This is a genomic window from Brevibacillus sp. SIMBA_040 (genome assembly GCF_046535075.1).
Lineage (GTDB): Bacteria > Bacillota > Bacilli > Brevibacillales > Brevibacillaceae > Brevibacillus.
The window spans coordinates 401,039-413,110 of sequence record NZ_JAWRXI010000001.1 but is presented as its reverse complement, the minus strand read 5'-3'; the positions used below and the strand labels follow the sequence as shown (position 1 = coordinate 413,110).

General features: G+C 47.8%; 13 protein-coding genes. 9 read left to right on the top strand and 4 right to left on the bottom strand.

The window, feature by feature from the left end; translation table 11 throughout:
- Positions 1–14 precede the first annotated feature (14 nt).
- Positions 15–764, bottom strand: a complete 750-nt coding sequence (locus SB752_RS02060; protein WP_410714082.1) for a polysaccharide deacetylase family protein — start codon at positions 762–764, stop codon at positions 15–17.
- Between the two features lie 314 nt (positions 765–1,078).
- On the opposite strand from SB752_RS02060, the gene SB752_RS02055 reads away from it, so the two are divergent.
- A complete protein-coding gene (locus tag SB752_RS02055; protein WP_410714081.1) occupies positions 1,079–2,482 on the top strand; it encodes an aspartate kinase in 1,404 nt (467 codons plus the stop codon).
- Here SB752_RS02055 and SB752_RS02050 read toward each other — a convergent pair.
- Positions 2,413–2,904 (bottom strand): M67 family metallopeptidase, encoded by a 492-nt coding sequence (locus SB752_RS02050; RefSeq protein ID WP_410714080.1) that lies wholly within the window; start codon positions 2,902–2,904, stop codon positions 2,413–2,415. The two genes, SB752_RS02055 and SB752_RS02050, sit on opposite strands and share 70 nt — an antisense overlap.
- A gap of 59 nt (positions 2,905–2,963) precedes the next feature.
- On the opposite strand from SB752_RS02050, the gene SB752_RS02045 reads away from it, so the two are divergent.
- From SB752_RS02045 to SB752_RS02020, 6 genes are all read left to right on the top strand, one after another.
- A complete protein-coding gene (locus tag SB752_RS02045; protein WP_410714079.1) occupies positions 2,964–3,815 on the top strand; it encodes a DUF72 domain-containing protein in 852 nt (283 codons plus the stop codon).
- Positions 3,816–3,835: 20 nt separating this feature from the next.
- Positions 3,836–4,660, top strand: coding sequence for a sulfite exporter TauE/SafE family protein (locus SB752_RS02040; protein ID WP_410714078.1), 825 nt, complete (start codon positions 3,836–3,838; stop codon positions 4,658–4,660).
- A gap of 30 nt (positions 4,661–4,690) precedes the next feature.
- Positions 4,691–6,127 (top strand): bifunctional metallophosphatase/5'-nucleotidase, encoded by a 1,437-nt coding sequence (locus SB752_RS02035; protein ID WP_410714077.1) that lies wholly within the window; start codon positions 4,691–4,693, stop codon positions 6,125–6,127.
- Between the two features lie 82 nt (positions 6,128–6,209).
- Entirely contained in the window at positions 6,210–6,449 is a 240-nt protein-coding gene (locus SB752_RS02030; RefSeq protein ID WP_049741654.1) for a DUF6154 family protein, read from the top strand.
- 82 nt (positions 6,450–6,531) lie between these two features.
- A complete protein-coding gene (locus SB752_RS02025) occupies positions 6,532–6,834 on the top strand; it encodes a YunC family protein (protein ID WP_289142312.1) in 303 nt (100 codons plus the stop codon).
- 336 nt (positions 6,835–7,170) lie between these two features.
- On the top strand, positions 7,171–8,265 hold the full coding sequence (locus tag SB752_RS02020; RefSeq protein WP_410714076.1) for an HD-GYP domain-containing protein: 1,095 nt from the start codon (positions 7,171–7,173) through the stop codon (positions 8,263–8,265).
- A 49-nt stretch (positions 8,266–8,314) separates the two neighbouring features.
- Here the strand turns inward: SB752_RS02020 and corA are convergent, their stop codons facing one another.
- Together corA and SB752_RS02010 are read right to left on the bottom strand one after the other, a co-directional pair.
- Positions 8,315–9,250, bottom strand: coding sequence for a magnesium/cobalt transporter CorA (gene corA / locus SB752_RS02015; protein ID WP_410714075.1), 936 nt, complete (start codon positions 9,248–9,250; stop codon positions 8,315–8,317).
- Positions 9,204–9,395 (bottom strand): hypothetical protein, encoded by a 192-nt coding sequence (locus SB752_RS02010; protein WP_410714074.1) that lies wholly within the window; start codon positions 9,393–9,395, stop codon positions 9,204–9,206. The genes corA and SB752_RS02010 overlap by 47 nt, the downstream gene beginning before the upstream one ends.
- A 251-nt stretch (positions 9,396–9,646) precedes the next feature.
- On the opposite strand from SB752_RS02010, the gene SB752_RS02005 reads away from it, so the two are divergent.
- Positions 9,647–10,402: a hypothetical protein gene (locus tag SB752_RS02005; RefSeq protein WP_410714073.1), complete on the top strand. Its 756-nt coding sequence runs from the start codon at positions 9,647–9,649 to the stop codon at positions 10,400–10,402.
- Positions 10,403–10,604: 202 nt separating this feature from the next.
- Entirely contained in the window at positions 10,605–11,921 is a 1,317-nt protein-coding gene (locus SB752_RS02000; protein ID WP_410714072.1) for a globin-coupled sensor protein, read from the top strand.
- Positions 11,922–12,072 lie beyond the last annotated feature (151 nt).

Below are 12,072 nucleotides of genomic sequence, written 5' to 3'. Positions count from 1 at the left end.
GGGCTTGTCTGTTATCAGTTTTTTCCTACTTTTTTCGTCCCATAGTGATTCATTAATTCAGAGACTGTCACAAACTGATATCCGCGATTTTGCAGCTCTGGCAATATTTCTTTCAATGCTTGAACCGTTTGCTTACGATTGCCGCCATAGTCATGGAACAGAACAATGTCCCCATTTCGGGCATTTTTAAGGACCTTGTTGACGATTTTTTTGACGCCGGGATCACTCCAGTCGCGGGTATCCTGATGCCAGGACCACATGATCACCAATGCGCCAGCCCGTTTCGCGATATTCACGATGGATTCGCTGTAGTATCCACCAGGAGGACGAAAAAGCTGCGGCTTGCTTCCGGTAACTTCATAAATCGTCTCCTGCGTTTTCGCGACTTCGTGAGCCAGCTTCTCCGGCGATATTCGCCGCATATCGGGGTGTGAATAAGTATGGTTCGCGATCTCATGCTGTTCACTCGCGAGCAGACGTGCCACTTCCGGAAATGCGTTTACCCTTGAGCCCACTACGAAAAAGGTTGCTCTTGCATGGTACTGCTTCAAGAGCTCAACAATTTGGGGAGTGTAAGTAGGGTCCGGGCCGTCGTCAAAAGTAAGAGCAATCACTTTTTTATCCGTTGGAACCTCCCAGACGATATCCCCGCGTGTCTCGTAGTATTCCCGATCCTTCCCGTCCTGAGCGATAACAGGATTTGGATTAACAGGCACTAGAAAAACGGAAAGGAGGAGAAGAATAAGCCCGATATGTTTTCTCATTTGTATCACCTCGCTGCTAGCCTTGCGTAAATGAAATCAACAACGAAATTGCACTTAAACGTTACTATGCACAAACTGCTCATGAATATACTGATGTGTCCTCCAGGAAAAGACACTTGTACTTTTTGGGAGGATACTTTAATCTAATATCAGATTTGTTAACGTATAAGAATTTATAAGCGCTCGCTTATGAATTCTGGAGCGCATGGAAATTTTCCGCTAAAACGCGGTCGCTCCTCCTTGAGAAAGCCTCGATAGAGGTTTTCTTATAGAAAATCGAACGGATGAAGAGATAGGCAGATGGAGGAGTAGAGATGAAGGTTGCAAAATTCGGCGGAACTTCGCTGGCGAGTGCAGAACAAATAAAAAAAGTATGCGGGATTATTCGTGCGGATCAAAGCAGACGATTGATTGTCGTCTCCGCCCCAGGAAAAAGACATAAGGATGATACGAAAGTAACCGACCTGTTGATTGCCTATGCTGAACGCTTTTTGCAAGAAGGCGTGGCGGAAGCGGAAAAGCAGGCCATTTACAAGAGGTACCAGGAAATTGTCCAGGAGCTGGGGCTGTCACGAGAAGTGTGGAACCTTGTGGAGGGTGACCTGGAGGGAGTGCTTGCAAACAAGCAAGGGCTTTCGACAGAGAGATTCATCGATGCAGTCAAGGCGGCAGGAGAGGATACGTGCGCAAAGGTTGTTGCTCATTACTTGACCAGCCTGGGAGAGGAAGCGGCGTATATTAACCCGAAAGATGCCGGGATGCTCGTGACTGACGAAGCGAGCAATGCTCACGTGCTGCCAATCGCTTACGAGAAGCTTGCAGCACTGCGTGAGCGCAAAGGAATTTCGGTGTTTCCCGGTTTCTTCGGCTATTCGACTGCAGGGGAGCTGGTTACTTTTTCGCGTGGTGGATCAGATATTACAGGCTCCATTCTTGCAGCAGCGGTCAAGGCGGATGTGTACGAAAACTTTACCGATGTGGATTCGGTCTACGTCGTTAATCCAAACCTGATTCCAGAACCAAAGCAGGTAAAGGAAATTACGTACCGGGAGATGCGGGAGCTTTCCTATTCCGGATTTAGTGTTTTTCATGAGGAAGCTTTAATTCCTGCCTATCAGGCAGACATTCCTGTTTGCATCAAAAATACGAATAACCCGGCAGCTCCGGGAACGTTGATCGTGGCTGAGCGGCCGTATGCGACGAACCGGGTATCAGGTATTGCCAGCGATAGTGGATTTTGCAGTATTTATGTCAGCAAATATTTGATGAACAAAGAGATTGGGTTTGGACGGAAGCTGTTGCAGATCCTGGAGGAAGAAGGTCTCTCCTATGAGCATACTCCGTCTGGGATAGACAATATCTCTGTCATTTTACGGGAACGGGATATGTCTGCTGAAGTGGAGCAGCGGATTGTAGAACGGATTCAAACAGAGCTTGCGGCAGAGGATATCGCGGTTCAGCATGGTCTTGCACTGGTTATGATCGTCGGGGAAGGGATGAGGCGCTCGGTTGGAACGACGGCTCGCGCTACCACTGCCCTCGCAGCAGCGAAGATCAATCTGGAGATGATCAACCAAGGCTCTTCCGAGGTAAGCATGATGTTTGGCGTGAAAGCAGAGGAAGCGGACTTGGCCGTCATTGCCCTGTATCAAGAGTTCTTTGGTGACGATGAGCACGTATCAGAGCCATCCGAGCCGAAGTCATCGATTATGGTATAATCACGCTTTTCAAAACCGCCATCTCCCCACTGATAGAGCATGAGAATGGGCCGATCGGATGAAAGGCCGACAATCCAGTAGCTGAGCATTGGATAATGCCAGCCATTGTGGTCGCTGGTCGATGGTAGAGGTGGCGAGTTCGGATGAGAGTGAAGGACACCGAGCCATTGATCGTTAGACTTCCTGATGGTGCCCAAGGCATGCAAAAAAGTAGCACCATCCCAAGCAAAAGCGTGCTCATCAAAGCTGTGGGGCATGGATACATAGCCGGTAATGGTATTTCCTCTACCGCTGAGCAAAGCCGAATATTCATAAGGAAACGTCTCTTGAGCTTCATTCAGGAGGCGTTTCGCTACTTTTCGGGTCAGTAATAATTTGTTATCCTTAGACGCAAAGGGTTCGCCCAACCAATCAGGTAGCATGGGACGCCTCCATCCTTTCCATGGTTTAATTATTTCAATATTGTGGAGGTTCATAAGCAATGAGTACGATTCAGGTGGGTGTCTGCGGCTGGGGAGATCATGATGATCTGTACACCCAAGGAGTTCGAAACCGCGACAAGCTTTCTGTCTACGCGAGCCATTTTCCTATCGTGGAAGTGGACAGCTCGTTTTATGCCATTTTACCACAGCGCAATTACGAATCATGGGTCCGGGATACTCCGGACTGTTTTGGCTTTATCGTCAAGCCACATCAGGCGATGACCGGGCATCAACGTGGAGACGCACCTGCCCATCGCAGGGAGCTGTTTCGGCAGTTCGAAGAGAGCATTCAACCGCTGGTGGAGGCAAAAAAGCTAAAGACTTTGCTTTTTCAATTTCCGCCCTGGTTTGATTGCACGCGAGAAAATGTACAGTATGTGCAAGCGTGCAGGCAGGCGATGGCCAGCTATCCATTTGCGGTCGAGTTTCGGCATCGCAGCTGGTTTGATAAGCGTTTTTGTGAGCGGACGCTCGATTTTTTACGCAAAATCGAAGCCACTCATGTCTTGTGTGATGAGCCTCAGGTGGGAGCAGGCTCTGTGCCAATTGTAACCGCAGTAGCGCATCCTGGATTGTCACTGGTCCGCTTTCACGGTCGTAATCATTCGGGCTGGAGAGATCCTGGTGAAGGACAAAATTGGCGGGACGTTCGCTATCTGTATCGCTACAGCGAGGAGGAGCTGGTTGAGTGGGTGCCACGTATTGAGCAGGTGGCGAAAGAGGCGGATGAAGTCTGTATTTTGTTCAACAATAACTCTGGGGGAGATGCGTCAGCAAATGCAAAGCGGTTTTCTGACATGCTGGGCCTTCACCCGAGTGGATTAAACCCCAGGCAGATGGAGTTGTTCTAACGGGAGAAAGAAGGGGCTTTATGCTGGTAACGATTGCTATTGTGTTTTTATTTATCGGTGTGATCGCAGGGGTCATTGGCAGTATTGCAGGGCTTGGCGGAGGCATCTTTTTTGTCCCTGCGCTGTTATTTCTAGTCAATATGTACATGCCTGGCTCTATGTCTCCACAGGTCGCTACGGCAACGTCATTATTGGTGATTGCAGTAACGGCGCTTTCGTCGTCGATTACCTACCTCAAACAGAAAAAAGTGGATATTCAAAGCGCACTGCTCTTTTTTATTGGTAGTGCCCCTGGTGCTATCGTAGGTGTCTATGTTAATACACTATTACCAATCAAGAGCTTTTCGCTGTTGTTTGGCGTTTTCCAGCTATGCATGTTTGCGCTCTTGATGTTCAAGGACAAAATCAAGCCGCGCAATATCGATTGGCAAATCAAACGTCAATTTGTGGATAACGAGGGCAATGAATTCGAGTACGGATATAGCAGATGGAGTGCGATACTCATCGCATTTTTTGTGGGAATCACCTCATCGTTGTTCGGTGTAGGCGGTGGCGTGCTGATGGTGCCTGCGATGATGATTCTGTTTCGTTTTCCTCCGCACATCGCGACAGCGACTTCGATGCTGGTCATCTTTTTCTCTGCAGTCATCGGCTCTGCTACAAACATTCTCCATGATAACGTAAACTGGTTGTACGCTGCTATGCTAGCGCCTGGAGCTTGGGCAGGAGGAAAGCTCGGAGCGATTGCTGCCAGCAAAATGAAAGGACGTACAATTGTCCTCGTCCTGCGTGTCTTAATTTTAGGTATTGGGGTTCAGATGATTGTGGAGTCTATTGTAGGATAAGTAAGCAAAAGCAAAAAGGGAGGGAAAGTCGTGGCTGACACCTGTACCTTGCACTTGTTGCACACCAACGATTTGCACAGCCATTTTACGACGATGCCGCGGATCGCGACCTGCCTACGGATATGTCGGGAGGAATGGGAGAGCCGCGGGGAATATGTGCTTACCGTCGATATCGGCGATCATATGGACCGGATGGATATGAAGTCTGAGGCGACTTTTGGAAAAACGAATGTCGACGTGATGAACCGCAGCGGTTATCAGTACGCGACGATTGGTAACAACGAAGGAATCACCCTCCCTAAGGAAAAATTGGATCAGTTGTATGAGGAAGCAAAGTTTACTGTCATTGCTACCAACCTGCAAGACGCCGCTAGCGGCACGCAGCCACATTGGGCTGTTGCCTACACCATTCATGAATTTGCTGATTTGCGGGTTGCACTGCTTGGCGTGACGATTCCATTTATCCCTTCTTATCGGAGCATGGGCTGGGAGATTGCAGAGCCATTGCCATTGATTCAGGCGCAGGTAGGAGCATTGCGATCACAGGTCGATGTGATCGTTCTCTTGTCTCATTTGGGCTACCAGGCGGACTGCCGAGTGGCTCAAGAGGTGGAAGGACTAGACGTGATCCTGGGGGCGCATACCCATCATACTCTTTTACATGGAGAGCATATCGCGGGGACGCTGGTCGCTCAGACTGGACGCTTTGGAGAATATGTGGGACATGTGCAGCTAGACTGGGATCGTGATGTGAAGCGTATGGCCTCTATATCTGCGGAGTTGTTTGCCACGGAGAATTATCCTGAAGATGAGCAATTGCGCTCGTTTATCGAGGAGGAACAAGAGGCTGCAAAGAAAAAGCTGTTCCATCCATTCACAAGTCTGGAGCATGATCTGCAGGTAGGCTGGAGTGATGAGACTCCATTTGGCTCTTTTTTGGCTGCCAGCATCCGCAAGTGGACAGGCGCAGAGATTGGGCTGGCGAACGGGGGACTCCTGCTCGCGGATCTGCATCGAGGAAGCTTGTCCTTTGGAGATCTGCTCAGGTCTGTACCTCATCCAATCAGTGCTTGTGCAGTCACGCTTACCGGTGAGCAGCTCATGAGTATGCTAGAGCAGTCGATCCAGCCGGAAATGGTGCACCGGGAGCTTCGGGGATATGGTTTTCGCGGCAAAGTAGAAGGCTGGATGGCTGTTGATGGGTTGCACATCCGGTACATAGCTGGTGAGCATCCACATATTTTGGAAATTGAGGTAAATGGCAAGCCGCTCGTTGCAGATCAGGAATATCGAGTAGGAACGGTCGACATGTTTATGTATAACAGGCTGTTCCCTGATTTGCTCCAAGGAACCCATATCCAATTCTTTTTACCTGAAACGCTGCGGGAGGTCATCGCCAAGACAGTTACGGACCAAGCACTTTTGCAAAATGCCTTTTTCCCGCGCTGGGAACAGGCCTCGCCATAACAAGTGCCATATCCTCTTATTGCTGAAAGGCACGGTCCCTCTCCAAACAGGGCATGCTATGGAAAAAGGGAGGCGGCAGGCGATGCGCTTTATCGATGAGCTGTATGAGCTGTACCGAGGGCATTTAAACGGAGATGAAGAAGATATCACCGCAGTGGTTGTCGGGATCTTGGCAGATCAGTCACGCGAAGACCTGATCGACTTGGTGGACGATATGGAGGAGGAAGAGCTGTTTCAAATGATGGCTACCTATATGATTGAGGTTATGAAGCGTAAGGTAGCTATGGAGGACGAACAGTTCCCTGCCACGATGATGCACTAACCTGCTAGTTCTCACACACTTTTCTTTTCGATGTCATAGGATGGTAACGCCACAAGACAGGAAAGAAAAGGGAGGAATCGTGATGGTCGAAGTAGTGCCGATCCACTTTCCAGAGGGAACTGCGATTGCAGTTACGGTGCGTCTGCCGAAAACGACCTTGCTCGCCGTGACGACAGATCATGGCTATATCATGTGCGGGGCACTTGATGTTGGACTCTTGAATGAGCGTCTGGCGGCAAGAGAAATCCTGGCTGGTCGGGCTGTCGGGGTCAAAACGATTCAAGAGCTGTTAGATGCACCATTGGAATCAGTGACCACTACAGCTCAGCAGCGAGGAATTCATGCGGGAATGATCGGTAGAGATGCTGTAGTTAAAATGTTGTAGTGTAAGTGAAACATATGAACAAAATCAAGCGCCTTTGCCTATTTTTGTGACAAAGGCGTTTTTGGCGTCATGCCATTTTAGTGCATATTCAAAAAGTTGGCTTTTCAGCACCGAGAAAATGGCGAGAACCGTACGAAGGAGGAGCGGAGTGTAGGTAAACTACATGAGCACCGGACATCGAAGGTGAACGTCATTTTCGATGTCGAATGAGCTTTCAGAACTCCTTCGTGATCAAAAGACGATTTTTTGAATAACCTCGATTAGAAAATTTTTCATGTAGAATCTCGTCGAGTCACGCTATAATAGGGGTACCCTGAGGAAAGGCGAAGGTTTCGCATGAGACTGACATCTATTCAAAAATGCCAGCCGGGCGACAAATTGGCTCGGTCGATTTATACAGAAAATGGAACAATACTCGTTGGCGCAGGTGTTGAACTGACACAACGAATGCTCATGAGACTCAAGAGCAAAAATATAGCAAGTCTCTATATTCAGGATGATCGCACCAATGACATTATAGTGGAGACAGTCATTACCGATCAAACTCGCAGAGAGGCTATGTCTATTATTCACGATACTTTCCGGGCTGTACACGAGGTACCGCAAAGATGGCAGCAGCTTTTTTCGGACAAGGCGTTCGGGCGAAATATTCGTCAGGTTATGACGACGGTAGTCGATGAGCTGAGTGGAAGCCGCGCAGCAATGAACCTTTTGGCAGACGCCTGTGCTTTCGATAACTACATATTCGCCCACAGCTTTAATGTTGCCCTCTACAGTACCGCTCTCGCTATTAAAACAGGGTATACAGAAAAGGAAGTGCTAGAAATCAGCATCGGCGGAATGCTGCATGATGTAGGCAAGATGCAAATTCCGGATACGATTTTGAAAAAGCCGGGTCGTCTGTCAGCGGAAGAGTTTGAAATCATGAAAAAGCATACGGAATACGGATTTGAAATGCTGCGCCGGCAGGATGAAATTCCTCTGTTGGCCGCACATTGTGCCTTTCAGCATCATGAGCGCTGGGACGGCTCAGGGTATCCTCGAAAGCTCAAACAGGACGAAATCCATCCCTATGGCCGTTTAATGGCGGTTACGGATGTTTTCGATGCGTTGACTTCCCATCGTGTATACCGGAGAGGAATGCTCCCGCATGAAGCCATGGAGGTTCTCTATTCTGGCTCGGACACGCTGTTTGATCAAAAGTATGTAGAAGCACTGCGCGATACAATCGCACTCTATCCACTTGGGCTCAGTGTCACATTAAGCTCTGGGGTGTCGGGTGTTGTTGTTGATTCCAACAAAGGAATGCCAAGCCGCCCGATCATTCGTGTCCTATTAGATGCCGAGGGCCAGGAATTGACACAGCCATACGAATGTAATCTATCTGAAAATCTTGCTTTGATGATCATCGCTTGTGGTGATCTCGTATAAGAAAACCTCTATCGATGCCTCCTCATGGAGGAGCGGCCGTAGTGGCTTTTTAAAGCCACTCTTTCTTTTTGAAAATGATGTACATCGTGATCCCAATCGCCGCCATGCAGCCCAGCACGATATAGTAGCCGTAGCGAGTATGCAATTCCGGCATAACATCGAAGTTCATCCCGTATATTCCTGTCACAATCGTGAGCGGCATAAAAATCGTCGTCAACGCTGTAAACACGCGCATGATGTCATTAGCTCGTCCAGCAAGTGCCGCTTGGTAGGCTTCTCGCAAGTTCCCAATGAGATCGCGAAAGGTCTCAAAGCTTTCCACGATTTTACTCGCATCTTCTACAATATCGCCAAAGTACTTCCGCAAATAAGGTTGAATGAGCGGAAGTTCTTTTTTATGCAGGGCGTCAATCAAGTCTCTTTGCGGCACGAGCATTTTACGCGCGTACAAGATTTCACTGCGCAGTCCGATGATTTGGTCCAAATGGGATTTGCGTGTGTTCATCAAGATTTGTTCTTCCAGATCTTCAATCAGGTCTTCAATTTTTTCGATAACATCAAAATACCGATCGACAATTTGGTCTACCAGATAGTAGAGCAAAGAATCAGGACGGTTGACTTCTTTTTCACGGATAATGGCAAGCATCGATGTAAACTCAGGTGCCTCTTGCTTCGTTACCGTAATGATGGCATTGCTTCCGAGAAAAATATTGATCTCCCGCAAAAAAATGTCCTGATCATGAAAGGCGATCCCGTTGATCACCATAAAGTAATGATCGTCGTAAAACTGAAGCTTTGGTCGCTGCTCCTCCTCATCGATGCAGTCCTCTACCGCTAGATGATGTAACCCAAAGATTGGTTGCAAAATATCGAGGTCAAACGGTGTAGCGTCGATCCAATAAAAGCCTTTGTCAGGCGGAGTCGCAGCTTCTTCGATGTCATCGATCATGGTTATGATTCCGTTTTGAATCAATCGTATCTTCATGAGTCATTCTCCTGCAGGTGGATTGTGGGGATGAAGACAGTCTCGGCATTATTCGGGTGAGAATCAGCTCATAGGCATTGCGCAGCGCCGGACCGCTGGGTGGTTGTTTGGCCACACCTTGGTCGTTGGACTTGGACGTTTTCATACAAGTCATGCCCCCTAGGCCTCGATAGAGGTTTTCTCTTATATGTATGTCAACAGGCACGTCTGTTTAACGAAAAAGCTCGTAGGTTTCCAAAAATAGTCTTCCTCATTTTCTGGAAATCATCTCAATCATTTTATCGTATAGGGAAGTTTCCGTACATCTTTTCGGCATACTAGCAGTATAACGAAAATGTGGAAAGGTGGACTGTGTGGATAATGTGGGTAAGCAATTGGCTTGGAGTGATAGGGAGCATGATCTGGGGGCTGGGAGTGATGGCTACAGGACTAGCAGTACCTCCACAAGACCCCAGTCAGCTGACTCCGGCTCCAGCTGTCTATGAAGAGATTCAAATAAAACGGCAGGATGTGACAGGTGACGGGAGACCGGATATCGTGACTCTTTTAGGCAAGCGTTTTGCCGCTGACAGCCCGTACTACGAGCGACTAAAGGTCATGGTACAGGACCCTGTGGCAAAGAAAACATCCTTTTTTACGACTGCTTATGGAGGCTATCAGCCGCAAATGTCTTTTTGCGACTTCACGGGTAATCAGGCGAAACAAATACTGGTTCAAGCGCCAACAGGAGGCAGTGGGGGCACTTCGGACTATTATTTGTTCAGTGACAAGAATAACAATCCCGTCGTCCTGCCAATCCCTCAATCCTTAACCATTTCGGGAGCTTTTCAGGATAACTACAAGGTACAGCTCGTGATCAAAGAGACGAATCAAACAACGCTACTAGATGTAAGTGACCGCAAGAACATCTATGAGGAGGCTGGGGTATACAAAAATGGAAAGCTCGTGCAGCCGACAGAGGTAATGCCAAATACGTTCAGTGTATTAGAGCCTATCGATGAAAATGGCGATGGCATCTGCGAGCTGAAAGGAATCCAGCGGGTAAGTGGTGTAGCCAATGCCGATACGATTACTTATGTAGAGTCCATTTGGAAATGGGATACTAACAAGTGGAAGCTGCAAAGTGCAAAGGTAAAAAAAGCAGAGATGTAAGAACAAGAGGACTTCTATTTGCAACAGGCAGATGGAAGTCCTATTTCCGTTTTATTCACAAATAAGCCTTCTGCCTCTTGTTTACACTGCCTTATCTTCGGGTATATAATTGAAAGGATATACCAGATTGGAAATCTATTCTAGTGTATATACTTCACGCCACTATATATAGAATATTCACGCAAAAAAAGGAGTCCACCCTATGAGTACATGCCCGTTTTCCAGTTTGTTCGGAAGCAAAGGAAAAACGAGAAGGGAGTCTTTTTTTCTAGATAGCAAGGAAAAGGGAGAAGTAAAGATAAAGGCCCAGTCCGAGCTTGCCAAGCAGCTTACCCTCATTCATTTGACGGAGGAAGACTTGGCGGTCGCGAAAACACTACAGCCCATTATCGTTGAACATATCGATAAAATCGTGGATTACTTCTATGAAAATATCGAAAAAGAAGATATCCTCATGACGATTATCCATAACAACAGTACGATCCAGCGGCTGAAGCAAACGTTGACCCGGCATATTACCGAGATGTTCAGTGGTCGGATCGACAGTGAATATATCGAGCAGCGCAGTCGAATTGCAGTGATGCATATGAGGATCGGCCTGGAACCTAAATGGTATATGTGTGCGTTTCAAAATTTGCTCATTTCCATTATGGACATTATCAATGAACGAATCAGCGACAAAAAGGAATTTGTACATGCGGTTCAGGTTGTAACCAAAATTCTCAATATTGAACAGCAAATCGTTCTTGAGGAGTACGAAAAGGAGCACGAGCGTGCACGTCAAAAAGAGCAGGACAAAAAAGATGAGCTGCGCATCGCCCTCACGAATTCCGCTCATGAGCTGGCGGCTGTCTCCGAGGAAAACAGCGCGTCTGTCGAGCAATTAACGGAGCAATCACGCGACGTGCTTCGCTTTGCGGAAAATGGAACCGGCTTTTCAAACACAGCTGAGGAGCTGTCCAAGGAAGGCAAGGAGAAGCTGGAGAAGCAGCAGGAGCAGATGGGGCTTATTCAGAATAGCGTGAAGCAAATCTCAGAAGAAATGAACACGCTGGAAGGTAACGCAGAAAAGATTCGTGGAATCGTTGACGTGGTGACAGCGATTGCCGAGCAAACCAATCTGTTGGCACTGAATGCTGCGATTGAGGCAGCGAGAGCAGGTGAACAAGGACGAGGGTTTGCTGTCGTTGCTGACGAGGTGCGCAAGCTTGCTGAGCAAACGAAAAAGTCCGTATTTGGCGTACGTGAATTGATAGAAAAGACGAATGAGCAGACGAGTGTCCTGTCCACGGTTGTGACGGAAATTCAAGAATTGGTACAATCGAGCTCGAAGATGACCAACGAAACAAATGCCTTTTTTGAAGGGATCATGAGTGCTGTGGCAGACAGTAAGGATCAAAGCACGCGAATACAAAAAGAGCTGGAAAACTTTTTCCGGGTAATGGAGGATATGAACCAAGCGGTCGCTCAGGTAGCGATCTCTGCGGATGAGCTCTCCGATATCACTGAAAATCTGTAAAGGCAATTCCGTATGGACAAACACACCCCGTATTTTCAGGTGGTGTGTTTTTTTTATATCCAATTTAATTGATCGGAATATACTGTTGAAATAAGCACGAAAGCAGGAGGGCTTGTGTCGTTAAAAAATCCCCACGACACAAATCCGGCGT